Here is a 22,451-nt window from a genome sequence, read left to right on the forward strand (position 1 = left end):
CTTGCCGTGCTTAATTTAGTTTCAATCAGCTGTATGAAACTTGTGATTGGATTGTTAAGATGTGGCGCAATGAGGTCAGACCTCTGCCTTTTAAACCAAGGAGCCAGGATGAAACAGCCATTGAAACTGACGACTCGCCAGGGCGAACGGATTGCCGTCGTGGCGGGGCTGCGTACCCCCTTTGCCAGGCAGGCCACCGCCTTTCATGGCGTGCCAGCAGTCGATCTCGGCAAACTGGTGGTGAGCGAGATGCTCGCCCGTACCGATCTCGATCCCAAGCTTATCGACCAGCTGGTGTTTGGCCAGGTGGTTCAGATGCCGGAAGCCCCCAACATTGCTCGCGAGATCGTGCTCGGTACCGGCATGAGCGTCAATACCGATGCCTATAGTGTCTCCCGCGCCTGCGCCACCAGTTTCCAGGCTGTGGCCAACGTCACCGAATCCATCATGGCCGGTACCGTAGACATCGCCATCGCCGGCGGCGCTGACTCCTCTTCCGTGCTGCCCATCGGGGTGAGCAAGAAGCTGGCCCGCGCCCTGGTGGATCTCAACAAGGCGCGCAATCTGCAGCAGCGCTTCAACATTTTGCGCCAGTTGCGGGTCAAGGATCTGCTGCCGGTGCCGCCTGCGGTGGCGGAATACTCTACGGGACTTTCTATGGGACAGACCGCCGAGCAGATGGCCAAGAGCCACCAGATCAGCCGCGAGGCGCAAGATGCGCTGGCTCACCGCTCCCACACTCTGGCCGCGCAGGCTTGGGCCGATGGCAAGCTCAGCGGCGAGGTGTTTACCGCCCATGTACCGCCCTACAAGTCACCGCTGGAGCGGGACAACAATATCCGTGAAAGCTCGGATTTGGCGAGCTACGCCAAGCTCAAGCCGGTGTTTGACAGGGTTCATGGCACAGTCACTGCTGCCAACGCAACTCCGCTGACCGATGGCGCCGCCGCCGTGCTGCTGATGCGGGAAGGTCGGGCGAAAGAGCTGGGACTCGAACCGTTGGGTTATATCCGCAGCTTCGCCTTCTCGGCCATCGATGTGTGGCAGGACATGCTGATGGGTCCCTCCTATGCCACGCCGCTGGCGCTGGACAGAGCCGGCATCACGCTCAGCGATCTGACCCTGATCGACATGCACGAAGCCTTTGCCGCCCAGACGCTGGCCAACCTCAAGATGTTTGCCAGCCACGAGTTTGCCCGTGACAAGCTGGGCCGCGATCAGGCCATCGGCGAGGTTGACATGGAGAAGTTCAACGTCCTCGGTGGTTCGCTGGCCTATGGCCACCCCTTTGCCGCGACCGGTGCGCGGATGATCACCCAGACCCTGCACGAGCTGCGTCGTCGCGGTGGGGGACTGGGGCTCAACACCGCCTGTGCGGCGGGTGGATTGGGCGTGGCGATGGTGTTGGAGGTTGAATGATGAGCGCTAAGACTTTTTCCCTGGATGTTCGCAAAGATGGCATCGGTATCCTCACCATGGATGTGCCGGGCGAGAGCATGAATACCCTCAAGGCCGCCTTTGTGGAGGAGATCCGCTCCGTACTGGACGAGGTAAAACGCAACAAGGATTTGATCGGTCTGGTGATCACCTCCGGCAAGAAGGACTCCTTCATCGCCGGCGCTGACATTACCATGCTGGCCGCCTGCACCAGTGCCAAGGATGCCGAGACCCTGTCGCGAGAAGGGCAGGAGATCTTTGCCGAGATCGAGGGGCTGACCATTCCGGTGATCGCCGCCATTCACGGCCCCTGTCTCGGTGGCGGGCTGGAGCTGGCGCTGGCCTGCCATGGTCGGGTGGTGACCGATCACGGAAAATCTGTGCTGGGATTGCCGGAAGTTCAGCTCGGTCTGCTGCCGGGCTCTGGCGGTACCCAGCGTCTGCCGCGCCTTATCGGTGTGGCCAAGGCGCTGGACCTGATGCTGACCGGCAAGCAGGTTCGCGCCAAACAAGCCAAGAAATTGGGGCTGGTGGACGATGTGGTGCCGCCGTCAATCTTGCTGGATGCTGCCATCAAGCTGGCCAAGAAGGGCAAACCGCGCCATCAGTTGAAACGGGATCTGCAGGGCAAGGTGCTGGAGACCAACAAGCTGGGCCGCAAGGTGCTGTTCGATCAGGCCAGCAAGGGGGTGAAAGCCAAGACCCGCGGCAACTATCCGGCGCCGGAGCGGATCCTCGAGGTGGTGCGCATCGGCGTGGAGGAGGGGATGAAGGCCGGTCTGGCCGCCGAATCCCGCCACTTTGGCGAGCTGGTGATGACGGCTGAGTCTGCCGCTCTGCGTTCCATCTTCTTTGCCACCACCGAGATGAAGAAAGAGGTCACCTATCAGGGGGCCGAGCCGCGCAAGGTGGGCCACGCGGCCGTGCTGGGCGGTGGTCTGATGGGGGGCGGCATAGCATTCGTCACTGCCACCAAGGCGGGCGTGCCGGTACGGATCAAGGATGTGGCAAGCGCCGGGATCGGCAATGCTATGCGCTACAGCTACGACATTCTGGCCAAGAAGCTCAAGCGTCGTCACATTCTGCGCAGCGAGCTGGAAAAACAGATGAGCCTGCTGACTGGTACCCTCGACTACTCCGGTTTCCACCGGGTGGACATGGTGGTTGAGGCGGTGTTTGAAGATCTCAATCTCAAACACCAGATGGTGAAGGATGTGGAGCGTGAGTGCGGTGAGCACACAGTGTTTGCCTCCAACACCTCCTCCCTGCCCATCAACCAGATTGCGGCAGAGGCGGCGCACCCAGAGCGAGTCGTGGGGCTGCACTACTTCAGCCCGGTGGACAAGATGCCGCTGGCGGAGATCATCCCCCACGCTGGCACCAGTGCCGAGACGGTCGCTACCACCCTGGCTTTTGCCCGCGCCCAGGGCAAAACGCCCATCGTGGTGAAGGACGAAGCCGGTTTCTACGTCAACCGCATCCTTGCCCCCTACATGAATGAGGCGGCGCGACTGGTGCTGGAAGGGGAGCCGGTGGAGGTGCTGGATAGCGCACTGCTGGACTTTGGTTTCCCGGTTGGCCCCATCACCTTGCTCGATGAGGTGGGGATCGATGTGGGCGCCAAGATCTCCCCTATTCTTGAGAAAGAGCTGGGCGGCGAGCAGTTCCAGGCGCCCAAGGCGTTCGACAAGCTGCTGCAAAATGATCGCAAGGGACGCAAGAACGGCAAGGGCTTCTATCTCTATGGCAAGGCGGCACCGCGCAACAAGCTGACTGGCAAAGAGGGCAAGAAGACGGTGGACGAGAGCGTCTATGGCGTGCTCGGCATCAAGCCGTCTGCCAAGCTGGCCCGTCAGGAGATCGCCGAGCGCTGCGTGCTGCTGATGCTCAACGAAGCGGCCATGGCGTTGGATAGCGGTGTGGTGGCGTCGGCCCGTGATGGCGATATCGGCGCCATCTTCGGCATCGGTTTCCCGCCCTTCCTTGGCGGCCCGTTCCGCTACATGGACACCTTAGGAATTGATCATCTGGTTGGCCGTCTGGAGTATTACCAGAAACGCCACGGCGACCGGTTCGCCCCCTGTGCCCGCCTCAAGGCGATGGCCGCAGAGCAGCAGACCTTCTACTGATAACCGCTGCAGATTGACCGCAAGACAACGAGGCCCGCACACCATGCGGGCCTCTTTCTATGTTGTGGTTTGTTCGGGTTGTACGGTTTGGGCAGCGCTCATGCTGGCAGAAGCAACCGATTAAAAAACGGCCCACCGAAGTGGGCCGTCGAGATATCACGTCACGGGTCAGATCCCCGGTTTGCGCTCCGGGCAACGACCTATGATATCGGGTGGCAGCTCGCCGTTATCCTGCTCCAGCACCACGTCGAATCCCCACAGCTGATGCAGGTGTTTGAGCACCTCATGGCGTGAGTCGCCAAGGGGTATGCGGTTGTGGGGCACATAGCGCAGGGTGAGGGAGCGATCCCCCTTCACGGCAACGTTGTAGACCTGAATATTGGGTTCCAGATTGCTGAGGTTGTATTGGGCCGACAGGGTATTGCGCACCTGACGGTACCCCTCGTCATTGTGGATAGCGGAGACCTTCAGATAGTTCTTCAGATCGTCGTCATCAATAGCGAACAGCTTCATATCCCGCATCACTTTGGGACTGAGGAACTGGCTGATAAAGCTCTCGTCCTTGAAATTCTGCATGGCAAAGTGGAGGGTGTCGACCCAGTTGCTGCCAGCATAGTCGGGGAACCAGTATCTATCTTCCTCGGTTGGGTTCTCGCAGATGCGGCGCAGGTCGGTAAACATGGCAAACCCCAGCGCATAGGGGTTGATCCCCGAGTAGTAGCGGCTGTTGTAAGCCGGTTGATAGACCACGTTGGTGTGGCTGTGCAGCATCTCCATCATGAAGCGATCGCTCAACTTGCCCTCGTCATAGAGGTGATTGAGGATGGTGTAGTGCCAGAAGGTGGCCCACCCCTCGTTCATCACCTGAGTCTGCTTTTGCGGATAGAAATATTGGCTGATTTTGCGCACGATACGCACCACTTCCCGCTGCCAGGGCTCCAGCAAGGGTGCATTCTTCTCGATAAAGTAGAGAATGTTCTCCTGGGGTTCGGCGGGGTAGCGCCTGTCCTCCACGCCAGCGGCTTTATGCTGCTTGGGCAGGGTTCGCCACAGCTCGTTGACCTGAGTTTGCAGATAATCTTCCCGCGCCTTCTGACGCCGCTTCTCCTCGGCCATCGAGATCTTCTGGGGACGCTTGTAGCGATCCACCCCGAAGTTCATCAGGGCATGGCAGGAGTCGAGCAGCTGTTCCACCGCCTCGATACCATGCTTCTCTTCGCACTGGGTGATGTAGTTCTTGGCGAACAGCAGGTAGTCAATGATGGAGGAGGCATCGGTCCAGGCCTTGAACAGGTAGTTGTTCTTGAAGAAGGAGTTATGACCGTAGCAGGCATGGGCCATCACCAGTGCCTGCATCGGCATGGTGTTCTCCTCCATCAGGTAGGCGATGCAGGGATCTGAGTTGATGACGATCTCGTAGGCCAGCCCCATCTGGCCGCGCTTGTAGTTGCGCTCGGTATGGATAAAGCGCTTGCCGAACGACCAGTGCTGATAGCCGATGGGCATGCCGACGCTGGAGTAGGCATCCATCATCTGCTCGGCGGTGATCACCTCGATCTGGTTGGGGTAGGTGTCCAGCTTGTAGAAACGGGCGACCCGGGCGATCTCCTGGTGATAGGTCTCCAGCAGATCGAAGTTCCAGTCTGGTCCGTCATCCAGTGGCGCTACACGTTTTTCTGTTTCGATCATGTGACCTCCTCACGCCGCTTGTTTCTTGAACAGCTCGCGGAACACCGGATAGATATCCTCGACTTTGCGAATGTGCTCCATCGCAAAGTGGGGGAACTGGCTGGCTACCGACTCATATTCGTGCCACAGGGTCTGGTGGGCACGGGTGGTGATCTCGATGTAGGAGTAGTACCGTACCCTTGGCATGATGTCCCGCGCCAGGATCTCCCTGCATTGCGGTGAGTCATCAGCCCAGTTGTCACCGTCAGATGCCTGCGCCGCATAGATGTTCCACTGGTTGGCGGGGTAACGCTCGTTGATGATGTCGTTCATCATCTTGAGGGCGCTGGAGACAATCGTGCCGCCTGTCTCCTGGGAGTAGAAGAACTCGTGCTCGTCCACCTCCTTGGCCTGGGTATGGTGGCGGATATAGACCACCTCGACGTTCTTGTAGGTCCGGCTCAGGAACAGATAGAGCAGGATATAGAAACGCTTGGCCATCTCCTTGGTGGCCTGATCCATGGAGCCCGATACGTCCATCAGACAGAACATCACCGCCTGACTGGAAGGGACGGGCCGTTTGACGAAGTTGTTGAATTTGAGATCGAAGGTGTCAATAAACGGCACCGCATCGATCCGTCGTTTCAGCTCCCTGATCTCCTTCTCGAGCAGGGCGATCTCGGCAAAGTGTTCGTTGGGATCGGTGGCCAGCAGGGCCAGCCGATCTTCCAGTTCATGCAATTGGCGTTTCTTGCCTGCTTGCAGCGCCATGCGCCGTGCCAGCGAATTTTGCAGGGAACGCACCACGTTGATGTTGGCGGGCACCCCGTTTGAGGTGTAGCCAGCACGGTAGGTTTTGACTTCCATCAGCTGATTGAGCTGGGTTTTCTGCAGCCTGGGCAGCTCCAGATCTTCAAACAGCAGATCGAGATACTCATCCTTGGAGATCTGGAACACGAAATCATCGGCCCCTTCACCCTGATTGGATGCCTGTCCCTCGCCGGAACCCTGTCCGCCGCCTCCTCCTTTGGGACGGTCAATCTTGTCGCCGGAGACGAACTGGTCATTGCCGGGATGCACCATCTCCCGTTTACCACCGTGCCCCTGATGAAAATGGGGCTCGCCAATATCCTTGGTCGGGATGCTGATGCTCTCGCCCTTGTCTACGTCCTGAATGCTGCGCTTGGAGACAGCATCCGAGACCGCTTGTTTTATCTGCTTCTTGTAGCGGCGGATGAAGCGCTGCCGATTGACAGCGCTTTTGTTTTTGCCGTTGAGCCTGCGGTCGATAAAATGCGCCATAACTCCCCCTTGAACAGTCAGGGTCAGGATGACTTGCGTACCCTGAGATACCATTCGGAGAGCAGTCGCACCTGTTTGCGGGTGTAGCCTTTCTCCATCATCCGTTCGACAAAGTTATCGTGCTTCTTCTGCTCCTCGGCCGAGGTTTTGCTGTTGAAGGAGATAACCGGCAGCAGCTCTTCCGTGTTGGAGAACATCTTCTTCTCGATCACGGTGCGCAGCTTCTCGTAACTGGTCCAGTTGGGGTTACGGCCTGCATTGTTGGCCCGGGCACGCAGCACGAAGTTGACGATTTCGTTGCGGAAATCTTTCGGGTTGCTGATCCCGGCAGGTTTTTCAATTTTCTCCAGCTCGCTGTTGAGGGACGCTCTGTCAAACAGCTGGCCGGTTTCGGGGTCACGGTACTCCTGATCCTGGATCCAGAAGTCGGCGTAGGTGACGTAGCGATCGAAGATGTTCTGACCGTACTCGGAGTAGGACTCGAGATAGGCGGTCTGGATCTCCTTGCCGATGAACTCCACATAGCGCGGGGTCAGATAGCCCTTGATGAACTCAAGGTAGCGATCGTGCAGCTCTTGCGGGAACTGCTCGCGCTCGATCTGCTGCTCCAGCACATAGAAGAGATGCACCGGGTTGGCGGCCACTTCCGCGTGGTCGAAGTTGAAGACGCGGGAGAGGATCTTGAACGCAAAGCGAGTAGAGAGACCATTCATCCCCTCGTCCACACCGGCGTAGTCGCGATACTCCTGATAGCTCTTCGCCTTCGGATCGGTGTCCTTCAGACTTTCGCCATCATAGACCCGCATCTTGGAGTAGATGCTGGAGTTTTCCGGCTCTTTCAGCCGTGACAACACAGAGAACTGGCCCAGCAGCTCGAGGGTGCCCGGGGCGCATTTGGCCTCGGTCAATTCGCTGTTGATCAGCAGCTTCTCGTAGATCTTCACCTCTTCCGAGACGCGCAGGCAGTAAGGCACCTTGACGATGTAGACCCGGTCGAGGAAAGCTTCGTTGTTCTTGTTGTTGCGGAACTGCTGCCACTCGGATTCGTTGGAGTGGGCTAGCAGAATGCCGTCAAAGGGGAGGGCGGAGAGCCCTTCGGTACCGTTGTAGTTACCCTCCTGGGTTGCTGTCAGCAGCGGGTGCAGCACCTTGATGGGGGCCTTGAACATCTCCACAAACTCCATCACCCCCTGGTTCGCTTTACAGAGCGCACCTGAGTAGGAGTAGGCATCGGCGTCATCCTGGGCGAAGTGCTCCAGCATGCGGATGTCGACCTTGCCGACCAGTGAGGAGATGTCCTGGTTGTTGTCATCACCGGGTTCAGTCTTGGCAATGGCGATTTGATCGAGGATGGAGGGGTTGACCTTCTCCACCTTGAACTTGGTGATGTCGCCGCCAAACTCGTGCAGGCGTTTGGCCACCCAGGGGGACATGATGGGACGCAGGTAACGGCGCGGGATGCCGTACTCTTTTTCCAGGATCTCCCCATCCTCTTCGATGTCGAACAGGCAGAAGGGGTGATCGTTGACCGGTGAGCCCTTGATGCGATAGATGGGCACCTTCTGCATAAGGGATTTGAGTTTCTCTGCCAGCGAGGATTTACCGCCGCCAACGGGGCCCAGCAGATAGAGGATCTGTTTCTTCTCCTCCAGCCCCTGGGCGGAGTGTTTGAGGTAGGAGACGATCTGTTCGATGGCCTCTTCCATCCCGTAGAAATCCTTGAAGGCGGGATAGCGTGCCACGACGCGGTTGGAGAAGAGTCGGCTCAGTCTGGGGTTGGCTGAGGTGTCTACCATCTCCGGCTCACCAATGGCGGTCAGCAGACGTTCGGCTGCGGAGGCGTAGCAGGCTTTGTCCTGCTTACACATATCCAGGAACTCCTGGATGGTATATTCCTCTTCTCTCGCTTTTTCATATCGCTGTTGGTAATGCTCGAATATGCCCATAACTTTGCCCTCGTTATAGTCGCTTACCCTGAAAAAAGTGGATGACTGCTTTTGTGTTGTGCGCTTTTAAAGCCTAGTCAACAGACTCCAGTAATCCATCACGGTTGATAGGTTAAATTCTGAAGAAACCTGCCCGATCCTTTTGCGGGGAGGGTCAGTCAACAACACCGCTATGTTACTGACTGTTAAATTATTTTTGCCACGATAGTGAGGTAAATGTCAAAGACATAAAAAATAAATGTTTATGGGAAAGAGGGAACTTATTGCGAAAAGATTAAGGGGTTTGACGAAAGGCAATAGGGCTGCGGGTTGGCGGGGTTATGGATGAGAATGTCATTACGTGAACGTCAACGTAAATCGCTTTGTTTGGAGTTTAGGCTCTAATTTTTACATTGACGCTACATTTTGAGTGCCCTAGATTGGCGATGTGTGAGCAGCAAGACGCTTTAGCAAGAGAGTTGACTGTTGCCTCACCAAGCTCTGTTTAAGCACGTTTCCGTTGGCTTGACCCTCGCAACCGCGAGGGTCTTCTTTTTCTGTGTCTGTAAACGCTTGTTTCTGCTGATGGCTATTGACGCCGCCAGCACTCATCTAGCAAGGGTAGGCTTGTTGCACGGCCGCCAGGACGTGGGCAAACGGGTGGGCGGCCAATTGGCCTGCGCCCGCCAGCGATTTGGCCTTGACCCGGCTGGTCAACGGTGTGGCGATACCGCACAGGAAACGGGCCAGAACACGCGCATCCACCGAACCTGTTTTGGCAATCAGCGGATCGCACCAGGCGCGGATCCCCGCCTCGTTTGGCATGGTCAGTGGGGGCAGGGGAGGGAGATGTGCCACCTCGCGGCGACAAACCGAACAGTGGCCACAATGAACCGGCGCCACCTCATCGGCAAAATAGCTGGCGAGGCGGTGACTCAGGCACTCATCCGAGGTGAAAAAGTCGAGCATGGCTTGCAGTCTGGCCAGCTCGCTCTGCTCTTTTTGCAGGAACAGGGCGTGCAGGGCATTTGCTTCCTGCTCGTTGTCCCACCCCTGACGGGTGATCCGGTAGACCTCGGTCATCTGTTTGCTTTCAAGCTCGATCCAGCCTTGCTGCTGCAGGTAGTCGAGCGCCGCAACCGCCCGCTGTCGCTCTCCCTGATAGCCCTGCCAGAGGGCGTCAAAGTCCATGGTGCACCAGCTGCGGGCTTGCGGGGCACAGGCGAACAGCTGCTCCAGAAACTGGCGGCGTTCCGGATTGAAGCGGCTCACTATCTCGCCTTTATCCAGCACAAACTTGAAGCGGTAATCTGCGTAGTAGCTGTAGGCCGGGGTGATGATGCCCGCCATCTCCAGATAGACCAGCAGGGTTTTAAGGGGCAACTGGCGGATATTGGTGTCGTTGGAGAGGCGCAGCAGGGTGAATTCCCACTCATTCCCGCTCTGCTTGATGATGGCAAGGAGCTGGAGGATGGCACTCAAATCTGGCGTATCGCCGTAGACGAAGTTCTCCAACACCGGCAGCTGGCTCTGGTTGGCCAGCACGATACAGCGCGATGGCTGGCCATCCCGTCCGGCGCGGCCAATCTCCTGGCTGTAGTTTTCAATGGACTTGGGCAGATCGTAGTGAATGACCCGCCGGATATCCGCTTTGTCGATCCCCATGCCAAAGGCGATGGTGGCGACGATGCAGTCTACCTTGCCCGCCATGAAGTCGTGCTGGATCTGACTGCGCAGCGCCGAGTCGAGTCCGGCATGATAGGCGCGGGCGTTGATCCCTTCTCTAATGAGGTGCTCGGCACAGGCTTCTGCGGTGTGTTGCAAGGTGACGTAGACGATGGTGGGGGCCGTCGGATCGTTGGCCAACTCCTGCGCGAGCCAGCTATCCCGCGCGTCGGGCGCCAGGGGAATGACTGCCAGATCAAGATTGGGGCGATAGAAACCGGTGACCACGACCCCCTCCGGCGCGATGCCGAATTTGGTCTGCATATCCTGAATCACCGCCGGTGTGGCGGTGGCCGTCAGCAGCAACACCTGTGGGATCTTCAGGTCATGGCGATAGCTCGGCAGCTTGAGGTAGTCGGGGCGAAAGTTGTGGCCCCACTCCGAGATACAGTGCGCCTCATCGACGACCAGCAGCGAGAGTGGCACTTGCTGGATAAAGCGGCGAAAGCGCTCGTTCTTGAGTCGCTCCACCGAGATCATCAGGATCTTGAGCTGGCCATCCAGCGCCTGCTGCATCACTCGTCGGCTTTCCTCCGGGCTCTGGCTAGAGTCGAGGGTAGCGGCGCTTATTCCCTTGCTTTTAAGGAAGGCGAGTTGATCGTGCATCAGCGCCAGCAGCGGCGAGATCACCAGGGTCAGGTGAGGCAGGGCGAGGGCCGGCAGTTGATAACAGAGGGATTTGCCGGAGCCGGTGGGAAAGATGGCTGCGGCACTCTGACCTGCCAGCACCCGGCTGATCACCGCCTCCTGACCTGGCCTGAGTGCGGAGAAACCAAAATATTGGTTGAGCAGGGATGTGATCATGGCAAGGCTCCGCGGCAAATGGGGGATGATAGCACAGCGATTCCGGTCATGGATGACACAGGAATGGTCGTGAGGGTGAGGGCAGAGAGTGTCGATAAAACGTACAAAAATGGGTGGTTGCGCTGTAGTTAAGGTTTTGTTGCGGTTTTTTGTGATGGAAACGGGATATTTTTTGGTGAGTCTCTGGAAAAAAAAGATGCTGAATGGGATATTCCGTCATGCAATCCGGTGACTGGCGGATCGGCCCGACAGAAGGCTGGCCACAGACACCACATCCGGGCGACAGGGGTCTCCCGATGAGTGGTTGCAGACAGGACTCATGATTCATGCACTACGGTGCTTAGGGACTTTTTTGATGACACAACAACACCCCCTCCTTCGGCTGGTCAATAGCACCAGTCTGGTCAGCCAGATCCTGGTTGGTCTGGTATTCGGTATCTTGCTGGCACTGTTTGCGCCCGAGTGGGCGAAAACGGCAGGTCTGCTCGGCAGTCTGTTCGTTGGTGCACTGAAAGCGGTAGCCCCGCTGCTGGTATTCGTACTGGTGATGGCGGCCATCATTGGTCACAAGCAGGGTCAGAAGACCAATATTCGCCCGCTGCTGGCGCTCTACCTGTTTGGTACCTTCTCTGCGGCCGTGGTCGCGGTGATTGCCAGCTTCCTGTTCCCCTCCAACCTCCATCTGGTGGCCAATACTGCCGAGATCACCCCGCCAGGCGGGATCACCGAGGTGCTGCAGACCCTGCTGTTCAACGTGGTGACCAACCCGGTCAAGGCGCTGATGGATGCCAACTATATCGGGATCCTGGCGTGGGCCATCGGTCTGGGTATCGCCATGCGCCATGCCAACGAGAGCACCAAGGCGCTGATCACTGACCTGTCTCACGGTGTCTCCGCCATCGTGAAAGCGGTGATCCGCTGTGCCCCGCTCGGGATCCTGGGTCTGGTTGCCTCCACGCTGGCAGAGACCGGCTTCGACGCCCTGTTTGGTTATGCCCAACTGCTGGTGGTGCTGATCGGCTGCATGCTGTTTATCGCCTTCGTGGTCAACCCGTTGATCGTCTTCTGGAAGATCAAGCGCAACCCCTATCCGCTGGTGCTGACCTGCCTCAAAGAGAGCGGCGTGACCGCCTTCTTTACCCGCAGCTCTGCCGCCAACATTCCGGTCAACATGGCGCTGTGTGAAAAACTGCGTCTGCCGGAAGATACCTACGCGGTCTCCATCCCGTTGGGTGCCACCATCAACATGGCGGGTGCGGCCATCACCATCACTGTGCTCGCCATGGCGGCGGTACATACCCTGGGGATGGAAGTGGACATGGCAACAGCCGTGCTGCTCTCCGTGGTTGCCACCGTCAGCGCCTGTGGCGCATCCGGTGTCGCCGGTGGCTCCTTGCTGCTGATCCCGCTGGCCTGCAGCCTGTTTGGCATCAGCAACGACATCGCCATGCAGGTGGTTGCTGTCGGCTTTATCATCGGCGTGTTGCAGGATTCTGCTGAGACAGCACTGAACAGCTCCACCGACGTGCTGTTCACCGCCGCTGCTTGCATGGCCGAAGATGAAACCTTGCTGGATGTGGCTCCGATACCGAGCCGCGAAGCCTGATCTCGTAACGGTCAGTTTCGCAACACACTTGCGCCCTCTTCGGAGGGCGCTTTTTATTGCCGGATTTGCTCTCTTTTCCTCTTTAAGCAGGCTCTTTGGCTGATGTGCCGGACATTCTGTCGCCCTTGTCCGGGCGCTGCCTTATCTTTATCCCTTTGAGTTGTGCTTCCTCCTTCGGTTGTGCGTTACACATTTTTGTCTGTTCTGCCAAGAGCCGGTTGCTATGGCTTACCCCAGATCTTCAAGACAATCACAGCATCAAAGAAGAATGGAGGTGGCTGGCTGCGGCAGATGAACCCGTCCTATCAGACACGCCATCATGGTTTGGTGAGGGGGAGTAAACGTGTTGGCGATATTGAGCTGCGGGCATGGGGGTCATGTTGATACCCGGCGTGCTCAGTCATGGCGCTGGTGAGCATGCAGACAGCCAACAGAGTGAGAGGAGTAATAAGGAGAGAGAAGGGTAATCGCGGAGGCACAGATTGCAGAGATAAAAAAGCCAGCCGACTGTTCGGCTGGCTTTTTGCTATCAGTGGCAGGTGGGGGATTAACCGACCAGCTGATAGAGGATGGCGGAGATGGCGATCATCCCCATCACAGCGACAAATACGTTGCTGATATGACCCTGATACTTCGCCATGGCCGGTACGCGCTTGATGGCGTACATCGGCATGATGAACAGGATGGTAGCGATGATAGGGCCGCCCAAGGATTCAATCATGCCCAGGATGGAGGGGTTGGCAATGGCAGTGCCCCACAGGGTCAGGATGAAGAAGGCGATGATGAACATCTCGACTTTCTTGGCGTTCGGCTCTTTGCCTGACTTGCGCATGTTCTGCACGATCATCCCTTTCAAACCTTCACGGGCACCCAGATAGTGGCCGAAGAAGGAGGAGACGATGGCGACAAACGCAACCAACGGACCGAAGTAGGAGATGATGGGGCTGGCATGCTGGTTGGCCAGATAGGAGAGCACGGCGATGTTCTGAGCCTTGGCTTCTGCCAGCTGGGCCGGTGTCAGGCTCATAACGCAGGAGAAGACGAAGAACATCACGAAGCCCAGCAGCACCATGGCGGTACGCTTGAGGATGGCATCGGCTTTCTCGACAGCCTGATCACCGTGGTCGCGGCGCTGGGCCAGAGAGAAGCTGGAGATGGCCGGGCTGTGGTTGAAGGAGAAGACCAGTACCGGGATGGTCAGCCACAGGGTAGTGGCGAAATCCTTGGCAGAGGGTACTTGCTCCAGCGCGGCACCGGTCCAGTCCGGGATCAGATACAAAGAGATACCGGCCAGAATGGCGATCAACGGATAAACCAGCAGCTCGGTCACTTTCAGCATCAGCTTTTCGCCGGCCAGCATCACCGACATCATGCCCATAATCAGCACGATGGAGAGGATCCAGCGCGGCGGGGCACTCATCTGCAGCTGGTTGACCATAAAGCTTTCCACGGTGTTGGTGATACCCACGCCGTAGATCAGCACGATGGGGTAGATGGCGAAGAAGTAGAGGAGGGTGATTAATTTACCGGCACCCACGCCAAAGTGCTCTTCCACCACTTCGGTGATGTCTGCGTTTGGCTTTTTGGAGGAAAGCACGAAGCGGGCCAGACCACGGTGGGCCAGATAGGTCATGGGACCTACCAGCAGCGCCATGACGACCAGCGGCCAGAAACCGCCCATACCCGCGTTGATCGGCAGGAACAGGATCCCCGCGCCAACTGCGGTCCCGAACAGACTGATGACCCAGGTAGAGTCGCGTTTTTCCCAACGAGTGGTTTGAGTAGAGCGGATCCCTTGCTCTGTTGACGCCGCAACTCCCTGCGTGCCAGTGACTGTGTTTGACATCTATCTCACCCCGAATGTGTGGTTCTTATTAAGTCGGCGCAAGGATACGGTTTTTCTAATCAAAAATGTTGATCAAATTCATCTTTACGGCACGAAAAACCGCACTTTCTTATGGAAATGTGATCAAAACAAGAAAAATTCAATTATTGTTTATCAATTGGCACGTTATTTTAGTGTTAATGATTAAATCTCGCTCAGCCAAATGTAGGTAAATTGTTATTTTGCGAGATGCTGGGCTAGCTGGTTGATCATGCTAGCGGTAGCCCCCCAGATAAAGTGCTGTTGCCAGGGGATCCAGTAGATGGTGTGTGCTTTCCCCCCTCTGGAAAGGGTTAGGGGGATGTGGTTGCGTCGATCCAGCAGATGGGTCAGCGGCACTTCGAAGGCGTGATCCACCTCATCCGGACTCAGGATGAGGGGATAGTTGCCATCGAGCAGCCCCAGCACCGGCAGTACCTCGAATCGTGACACGGTATTGAGCGGGTTGAGGGTGCCGATCACTTCAATCAGTCGGGCCGGAATGCCGAGCTCCTCTTCGGTCTCCCGCAGCGCCGTGGCAATCAGGTTCTCGTCACCGGGATCCTGTCGCCCGCCGGGGAAGCTGATCTGCCCCCCATGATGACGCAGCCGGGGGCTGCGCCGGGTCAATAACACGCTGAGCCCCTCATCGCGCATCACCACCGGGATCAACACCGCCGCCGGACTGAGCCCGCCAATGGCGAGGCGATGGGCCGGGGCGGGTCGCTGCAACTGGAAGCGGGTCAGCAGTTCGTGGCGATCCATGGCGGGGAGCTCTCCTGTGCGTTGGCCTGACAGTGGGGAGGGTTACAGCGCCGACAGCGGCGGCAGGATGTGGGCAACCTTGTCATAGGTCTCCTGATATTCGCTGTCGGCGTCGGAGTCGGCGATGATGCCGCCACCGGCCCAGCAGTGCAGACGACCCGCTTCGGCGATCAAAGTGCGAATGCAGATGCTGGTGTCCATTCGGCCATGCTGGCTGAGGTAGCCGATGCTGCCGCAATAGGCATTGCGGCGCTGGGGCTCAAGCTCTTCGATGATCTCCATAGCCCGGATTTTGGGGGCGCCGGTGATGGAGCCACCAGGGAAACAGGCGCGCAGCAGATCGACCCCTTGCCAGCGTGCATCCAGCTCACCGTGGATGGTGGAGACCAGATGATGTACCGCCGGAAACGACTCCACTGCAAAGAGATTAGGCACGCTGACCGAGCCAGGCCGGCTGACCCGACCGATATCGTTGCGCAGCAGATCAACGATCATCAGATTCTCTGATCTGTCCTTGTCCGCCTGCGCCAGCTCCTGCGCGACTTGCCGATCGATGGCCGGATCGGGGTGGCGAGGGCGAGTGCCCTTGATGGGTTTGGTTTCGATATGACGGCCATCAAGCAGCAGGAAGCGCTCGGGGGAGAGGCTCAGCAGCGCGCTCTCCGGCAGGCGGATAAAGGCTGAGAAGGGGGCCTTGTTGGCGGTTGCCAGCAGGCAATAGGCCTGCCACTCATCCCCCTGATAGGGGGCGCTGAAACGCTGGGTCAGGTTTATCTGGTAGCAATCCCCCGCAGCAAGGTATGCCTGAATGCGGGCAAACTTCTCGCCATACTCGGCGCGGCTCATATTGCTCTGCCACGCCCCCAACAAGGCAAAAGCGGGGGCCGGTTTGGCCTGCTGCTGTTCAAGCCAGGCCAGCCGGTTGGCAAGGCCTGTTTCATCCCCCCAGTGCACCAGCTGCCAGTCGCCGGTCGTCACATTGCGCAGCAGCGCCCAGTCGTAGATACCTACTGCCATGTCCGGCACCGCGATATCGGCGGCGGCCTGCACTGGTAGTCGCTCGAAGCGACGGCCCAGATCATAGCCAAACAGGCCGAGGGCGCCGCCAATAAATGGTAGGTGAGTGGCACACAGATCCAGCTCCCCCAGCAGCTGTTGCTGGGTATGGGCCAGCAGGGCGAGGGGATCTTCGTGGTGTTGGCTGATATTCGCCCCGACACGCAGAGTGGTCACTTCGCCGCGGGTTTCGAGGGTCGCCAGCGGATCGACAGTGATGATATCAAAGCCGTTATCGGCACCGAGTGGTCCCGCCGATTCCAGCAACATGGCCCACGGCTGATGTTGCAGGCGGGCAAAAAGCTGATGGAGTTCAGCACTATGGTCTAGATGATGGATATGAAGTGTTGGCGTCATTTTATGTTACACAGGCAACAGTTTGGTTCCCGAACCCTAGTCGGTGCTGGTGGGCAAGCGTATCATAGGTGTCGGTGACTTAAGAAAAAACTGCCGTGTCGTTCGTTTTTTGCTGGTTGATAGTTTTTAGCCAGCACGTCAGCACGGCCCATCATATGGAAGCCCTTGCCCTGCTCCGTGGCAGAGACAAGGACCAGTGAGGATGATATGAGCATTATAAAAAAACAGGATTTCATCGATTCTATCGCAGATGCCCTCCAGTACATCTCCTATTACCACCCGTTGGATTTTGTTCAGGCTGCCAAAGCGGCGTATGACCGCGAGGCCAACCCGGCCGCCAAAGATGCGCTGGCCCAGATCCTGATCAACTCCCGCATGTCCGCCGAAGGTCATCGTCCGCTCTGCCAGGACACCGGTATCGTGACCTGTTTCGTCAAGATTGGCATGCAAGTGCAGTGGGACAGCGACATGACAGTGCAGGAGATGGTGGACGAAGGGACCCGTCGTGCCTACACCAATCCTGACAACCCGCTGCGCGCCTCCGTGCTGGCCGATCCGGCAGGCAGTCGCAAAAACACCAAAGACAACGCCCCTGCCGTGGTGCATATCGACATGATCCCCGGCAACAAGGTGGAAGTGAGCATCGCGGCCAAAGGCGGCGGCTCCGAGAACAAATCCAAGATGGTGATGCTCAACCCCTCTGACGATATCGTCGAGTGGGTGCTGAAAACCGTGCCGACCATGGGCGCAGGCTGGTGCCCGCCCGGCATGCTGGGCATCGGCATCGGCGGTACCGCCGAGAAAGCGGCGGTACTGGCCAAAGAGGCCCTGATGGAGCACATCGACATTCAGGAGCTGATCGCCCGTGGCCCGCAAACCACTGAAGAGAAGCTGCGGGTCGAGCTCTACGACAAGGTCAACAAGCTGGGGATCGGTGCCCAGGGTCTGGGCGGCCTCACTACCGTGCTGGATGTGAAGGTCAAATCTGCGCCGACTCACGCCGCTTCCAAGCCGGTGGTGATGATCCCCAACTGCGCCGCGACCCGCCACGTTCACTTCGAGCTGGATGGTTCAGGCCCTGCCGAGCTGACCCCGCCGAAACTGAGCGACTGGCCGGAGATCACCCGTGAAGCGGGTGGCAACGTGCGCCGCGTCAATGTCGATGGCATCACCAAGGCCGAGCTGGCCAGCTGGAAGAGCGGTGATACCGTGCTGCTTTCGGGCAAGATCCTCACCGGTCGCGACGCCGCCCACAAGCGTATCGCCGACATGCTGAAAAATGGCGAAGGGCTGCCGGAAGGGGTTGATTTCACCAACCGCTTCATCTACTACGTTGGCCCGGTCGATGCGGTGCGCGACGAAGTGGTCGGCCCGGCAGGTCCCACCACCTCTACCCGGATGGACAAGTTCACCGACATGATGCTGGGTAAGACTGGCCTTATCGGCATGATCGGCAAATCCGAGCGTGGCCCGAAAACCGTCGAGAGCATCAAGCAGCACAAGGCCGTCTATCTGATGGCGGTAGGCGGCGCCGCTTATCTGGTGGCTAAGGCCATCAAGAAGGCGCGCGTGGTGGCCTTTGCCGATCTCGGTATGGAAGCGATCTACGAGTTTGAAGTGGAAGATATGCCGGTGACCGTAGCGGTCGATTCCGAAGGCAACAATATCCACGAAACAGGCCCGGCCTACTGGTCGGCCAAGATTGCCGAGCTGGACGGCAAACTCTCCTCCTGAGTGACCGTTCTCGCTGCCGGTTAAAACGGCATCGGCCATGTAAAGAAGGCGCGTCCATCCGGATGCGCCTTGTTACTTTGACTGGCTTGTTATGGGTTCAGGTTGGCCGCTTGCGGCAACCAGGTATAAAAAAAGGATGGCGTGACGCCATCCTTTTTCGTTGTACTTGTGCTCTGGTAGTAGACAGCAGAGCAATCGCCCTTGGCTTTAGGCTTTTTTCAGGTAGGCCGCAACCAGCACGATCTGCACGCCATTGACCTTGCCTTCGATATGAAGCGGGTTGTTGGTCAGACGGATGCCCTTGACCAGGGTGCCACGCTTGGCGGTGAAACCGGCGCCTTTCACGTCCAGATCCTTGATCAAGGTGACGGAGTCGCCCTCTTGCAGCACGGCGCCGTTGGAGTCAACGGTCGGTACGCTGTCGTCATCTTCGTCAGCAATACCAGCTTCAGCCCAGGCCTTGGCTTCGTCTTCCATGTACATCATGTCCAGCAGATCCTGAGCCCACACTTCACCCTTGCCGGAGAGTGCTTTGAGCTGGCGCCATGCCATCACCTGCACCGCAGGCACCTGGCTCCACATGCTGTCAGTCAGGCAACGCCAGTGGTTCACCACCAGGGTATCCGGTTGTTCCAACTGACCACGGCAGGTGTCACAGATAGCAACGCTGTGATCATCGTCGCTGGCGGGGGAGTGAGGCACCACGAAGGCGGTCAGCGCCTGCTCGGCGCTGCACAGTTCACACTTGGCGCCCGCGCGCGCTTGAAGAATGGCGTTGATGGTCATGTTGTTGGTCCCATAGCTAGTGGTAAAGCGACCCGCGTTGGGCGGGGCGCGTGAAAGAGGGGGCGGAATATAGCATAAAACCCCGCACTTTGTCAGGTCTGCCCTGGCTCACAAGGTTGGCTGTGCTGTTGCGCGGCGCTGATCGTTTGGTATTGAGAGTGCAATTTGAAGCGGGATCGCTAGAATGAGCCTCCTTTTTGACTGCAAGGCAGGGGCATTCGTGCTGGCTCAACGTTTTCAACAACTGGATCGACTGCTCACCCGCTACCAACGCTGGTGGCAATATCAGCCATATCATCATCTGACCATGGCCTTTGCTGATGAGGCGCCCGGGCTGGCGGCGTTGCTCAATGGGCTGACCCTTGCCCAGTTGGCGGAGCTCGATGCGGATATGGATGCACTCAGCACGCTGCTTGCCCCCTGGATTGCCGAGGGAGCCGAGCTGCAGCAACTCAGTCAGCTTGCCCCGTTTACCCCGGAGCCCATCACTTGCAGCAAGGAGATGGCACTGCATATGCCGGGGCGCAAGCAGGCCCAGATCGAGTCGTTCACCGCCTGTTTGCCTGCCCATCAGGGCCCCTATCTGGAGTGGTGTGCTGGCAAGGGGCATCTTGGGCGGCTGGTGTCACTTCATCGACAGGCTCCGATCCTCAGTCTGGAGCTGCAAGGGCAGCTTTGTGACGAAGGTCGGCTGCTGGCCGAGCGGGATGGCGCCAATATGACCTTTACCTGCGCCGATGCCTTTGCCCCCGAATCGGCGGCGCTGATCGCCCCTGAACATCACGCTATGGCACTCCATGCCTGCGGCGAGCTGCACACCCATCTGCTGGAACGGGTAGCCGAGCGCAGTGCCAGTGGAGTGACCATCTCTCCCTGTTGTTATCACCTGATCCGCAGCAGCCACTATCGCCCGCTGTCAGCCGCGGCCAACGCCAGTGAGCTGGTGTTGAGCAAGGCGGATCTCAAGTTGCCGCTACAGGAGACGGTGACCGGTGGCGCGCGGATCGCCCGCCTGCGCGAGCAGGAAGTGGTGTGGCGGCTCGGGTTTGACTGCCTGCAGCGTCAGGTGCGCGGGGTGGATGAGTATCTGCCGGTGCCCAATATGCAAAAGAGCCTGCTGACCGGCACGTTTGAGGCATTCTGCGTTTGGGCTGCAGAGCGCAAAGGGATTGTGCTGCCAACAGGGCTCGACTATCCCGCCTGGTTGGAACACGGGGAGCGCCGCTTTGGTGATGTCGCCCGCATGGAGCTGGTGCGCCACCTGTTTCGCCGTCCCCTCGAGATCTGGCTGGCGCTGGATCGCGCGCTCTTTTTGCAAGAGCAGGGTTATCGGGTCGAAGTGGGGGAGTTTTGTGCCAAACCCATGACCCCGCGCAATATCCTGATCCGTGCCGTGCGTGTCTGACATCCGGCGATTTTGAGCATTTTTCTTGAACATTGATGATGGCTGACAGCTTGAGCCTGTCAGCCATTTTTTTCATCACGAACAATGACCGTATGGCAGGTCACCTGGCCGTCTCAACTGTTCTAAAAATGGGCGACAGATCACGCTGTGGCGTTTTCGTTTGGCTTCCTTTTCTTTGTTTCAGTTGTACTGAATATCACAAGGTGAAATGGCTCACAAATTCTGCTTATTTCTTAATTCTCATCGTGAATTTAGTTGTTGAAACACCTACTCTTGGAACGCATTAATTCAAACAAGGACGATAAACATGTTCAAACCCAAGCGTTGTGCCTGGCTGATCGCTGCCGCCTGCGCATTGCCAAGCTATGCCGCAATGAGTGCAGCCATGAATATTCAACCCGATCCGCAAAATGCGGGAGGATATGTGATTGCGGCCCCGGATCTGGCTGCCGTGGAAAAGGCCAAGACGGCTAATCCCATGTATGCAATATGGGCCAAGGCATTGGCGACCCGGTCAAATAAAATCGTTGATGCCATTGAACCGGGTCTGGCAAGCAATCCTGACAACGTAAAACGGGTTGAACGGGTATTTCCCCAATCTGAATGGGAATATTTAACCCAGATGGCAGCGCCGGAATATACTTATGTCCGCTTCTTGCGAGCCATCGGTAAATTCCCTGCGTTCTGTGGCGAATATACCGACGGTCGCGACTCTGATGCGATCTGTAAAAAATCCATTGTGACCGCCTTTGCCCACTTCTCTCAGGAGACCGGTGGCCATATTGCCAAGGAGAACGTCTCCAATAACCCGCAGGGGCTGGAGGAGTGGCAACAGGCGCTGGTGCATGTGCGGGAGATGGGCTGGTCAGAGGGACAGACCGGTTATACCACCGGCTGTGGCCAGAACGACTGGCAGAACAAGAAGTGGCCTTGCAGCACGGGTCAGGGGTACTTCGGCCGCGGCGCCAAGCAGCTTTCTTACCACTTTAACTACGGCGCCTTCTCCGAGGCGATGTTTGATGGCGATGCCTCCGTGCTGCTCAACAACCCGGGTCTGGTGGCGGACTCCTGGCTTAACCTCGCTTCTGCCATCTGGTTTTTCCTCACCCCGCAGGCCCCGAAACCGGCCATGCTACACGTGATTGATCGTACCTGGGTACCCTCCAAACGGGAAGCTGACGCCGGTATCGGCTATGGCTTCGGTACCACCATCAACGTCATCAACGGCGGTATCGAGTGTGGTGAACAGAACAAGGACAAGGGGCAGCCTGTCAATCGCATCCGCTACTGGGAAGGGCTGGCCAACCACTACCAGATCCCGATCAAGGCGGATGAGAAGAACACCTGCTGGCAGCAGACTCCCTATGGCAGCCTCAATCTTAACGGCGCTACCGACGTGCTCTACACCAACTGGGATGGCAACTGGAAATACTATCCGGATCGCCCGGGCGGTTACTCCTTCGAGTGCGAGCTGGTGGGCTTTCAGACCGCTTATTCTGCGTTGGTGCCGGGTGATTACGAGAAGTGCGTGACCAACTTCTACGGCTCCCACGCCAACTGGCCGAAAGTGCGGGTCGTGGACAAACTGACTCCACCGCCGGTCGATCCGAGTGAACCCCCCATCGGTGGCAACCCGGCCTGGGAAGCGACCAAGGTCTACATCGCTGGCAGCAAGGTGAGCTACAAGGGCGCCGTCTATCAGGCCAAATGGTGGACGCAAGGGGATGATCCCGCCAAAGGTGGCCCTTGGGTGTTGGTGACAACCCAATAAAAGAGATAGTCCATCCATTGATTGATAAGGAAAGGGGGCTTGGCCCCCTTTTTATATATTTTTATGGTATGAGATAATATGTGGCAGTGATTAAAAAGAGAACCATCAATCTGGAGG

Annotated in this window: 14 protein-coding genes; 6 read left to right on the forward strand and 8 right to left on the reverse strand. The window is 57.9% G+C overall.

The window, feature by feature from the left end; genetic code table 11:
- The first annotated feature begins 108 nt into the window (after nucleotides 1–108).
- Together fadI and fadJ are read left to right on the forward strand one after the other, a co-directional pair.
- Complete coding sequence (gene fadI / locus AB5Y76_RS09960; RefSeq protein WP_263717716.1) at nucleotides 109–1,419, forward strand: acetyl-CoA C-acyltransferase FadI; 1,311 nt, start codon at nucleotides 109–111, stop codon at nucleotides 1,417–1,419.
- Nucleotides 1,419–3,566: a fatty acid oxidation complex subunit alpha FadJ gene (gene fadJ / locus AB5Y76_RS09965; RefSeq protein ID WP_263717774.1), complete on the forward strand. Its 2,148-nt coding sequence runs from the start codon at nucleotides 1,419–1,421 to the stop codon at nucleotides 3,564–3,566. Before fadI ends, fadJ begins: the two co-directional genes overlap by 1 nt.
- Nucleotides 3,567–3,734: 168 nt before the next feature.
- Here fadJ and AB5Y76_RS09970 read toward each other — a convergent pair whose 3' ends face one another.
- The 4 genes from AB5Y76_RS09970 to AB5Y76_RS09985 all read right to left on the reverse strand — a co-directional run bounded on the left by AB5Y76_RS09970 (nucleotide 3,735) and on the right by AB5Y76_RS09985 (nucleotide 10,990).
- Nucleotides 3,735–5,255 carry a SpoVR family protein gene (locus AB5Y76_RS09970; protein WP_263717715.1) on the reverse strand — a complete coding sequence of 507 codons (1,521 nt, stop codon included), beginning with the start codon at nucleotides 5,253–5,255 and terminating at the stop codon, nucleotides 3,735–3,737.
- Between the two features lie 9 nt (nucleotides 5,256–5,264).
- Entirely contained in the window at nucleotides 5,265–6,536 is a 1,272-nt protein-coding gene (locus tag AB5Y76_RS09975) for a YeaH/YhbH family protein (RefSeq protein WP_005360363.1), read from the reverse strand.
- Nucleotides 6,537–6,559: 23 nt separating this feature from the next.
- Nucleotides 6,560–8,482 (reverse strand): PrkA family serine protein kinase, encoded by a 1,923-nt coding sequence (locus AB5Y76_RS09980; RefSeq protein ID WP_005333223.1) that lies wholly within the window; start codon nucleotides 8,480–8,482, stop codon nucleotides 6,560–6,562.
- A 591-nt stretch (nucleotides 8,483–9,073) separates the two neighbouring features.
- Nucleotides 9,074–10,990: an ATP-dependent DNA helicase RecQ gene (locus tag AB5Y76_RS09985; protein WP_263717714.1), complete on the reverse strand. Its 1,917-nt coding sequence runs from the start codon at nucleotides 10,988–10,990 to the stop codon at nucleotides 9,074–9,076.
- A gap of 355 nt (nucleotides 10,991–11,345) precedes the next feature.
- On the opposite strand from AB5Y76_RS09985, the gene sstT reads away from it, so the two are divergent.
- The gene (gene sstT / locus AB5Y76_RS09990; RefSeq protein ID WP_263717713.1) at nucleotides 11,346–12,596 is read left to right on the forward strand and encodes a serine/threonine transporter SstT; all 1,251 of its coding nucleotides are present in this window, start codon (nucleotides 11,346–11,348) and stop codon (nucleotides 12,594–12,596) included.
- Between the two features lie 547 nt (nucleotides 12,597–13,143).
- On the opposite strand, the gene AB5Y76_RS09995 is transcribed toward sstT, so the two are convergent.
- The 3 genes from AB5Y76_RS09995 to pabB all read right to left on the reverse strand — a co-directional run bounded on the left by AB5Y76_RS09995 (nucleotide 13,144) and on the right by pabB (nucleotide 16,551).
- On the reverse strand, nucleotides 13,144–14,442 hold the full coding sequence (locus AB5Y76_RS09995) for a serine/threonine transporter (protein WP_005351750.1): 1,299 nt from the start codon (nucleotides 14,440–14,442) through the stop codon (nucleotides 13,144–13,146).
- A 216-nt stretch (nucleotides 14,443–14,658) separates the two neighbouring features.
- Complete coding sequence (locus tag AB5Y76_RS10000) at nucleotides 14,659–15,225, reverse strand: CoA pyrophosphatase (protein ID WP_005351753.1); 567 nt, start codon at nucleotides 15,223–15,225, stop codon at nucleotides 14,659–14,661.
- A 42-nt stretch (nucleotides 15,226–15,267) separates the two neighbouring features.
- Entirely contained in the window at nucleotides 15,268–16,551 is a 1,284-nt protein-coding gene (pabB, locus tag AB5Y76_RS10005) for an aminodeoxychorismate synthase component I (RefSeq protein ID WP_368177719.1), read from the reverse strand.
- A gap of 294 nt (nucleotides 16,552–16,845) precedes the next feature.
- Here pabB and AB5Y76_RS10010 point away from each other — a divergent pair, with 294 nt between their 5' ends.
- Nucleotides 16,846–18,372, forward strand: coding sequence for a fumarate hydratase (locus AB5Y76_RS10010; RefSeq protein ID WP_263717712.1), 1,527 nt, complete (start codon nucleotides 16,846–16,848; stop codon nucleotides 18,370–18,372).
- 207 nt (nucleotides 18,373–18,579) lie between these two features.
- Here the strand turns inward: AB5Y76_RS10010 and AB5Y76_RS10015 are convergent, their stop codons facing one another.
- Nucleotides 18,580–19,158, reverse strand: a complete 579-nt coding sequence (locus tag AB5Y76_RS10015) for a PhnA domain-containing protein (RefSeq protein ID WP_263717711.1) — start codon at nucleotides 19,156–19,158, stop codon at nucleotides 18,580–18,582.
- 184 nt (nucleotides 19,159–19,342) lie between these two features.
- Between AB5Y76_RS10015 and AB5Y76_RS10020 the strand changes: the two genes are divergently transcribed.
- Nucleotides 19,343–20,563, forward strand: coding sequence for an SAM-dependent methyltransferase (locus AB5Y76_RS10020; RefSeq protein ID WP_263717710.1), 1,221 nt, complete (start codon nucleotides 19,343–19,345; stop codon nucleotides 20,561–20,563).
- Between the two features lie 307 nt (nucleotides 20,564–20,870).
- On the forward strand, nucleotides 20,871–22,334 hold the full coding sequence (locus AB5Y76_RS10025) for a chitinase (RefSeq protein ID WP_263717709.1): 1,464 nt from the start codon (nucleotides 20,871–20,873) through the stop codon (nucleotides 22,332–22,334).
- Nucleotides 22,335–22,451 lie beyond the last annotated feature (117 nt).

Source organism: Aeromonas sp. R1-2, from assembly GCF_040908505.1.
Taxonomy (GTDB): domain Bacteria; phylum Pseudomonadota; class Gammaproteobacteria; order Enterobacterales; family Aeromonadaceae; genus Aeromonas; species Aeromonas veronii.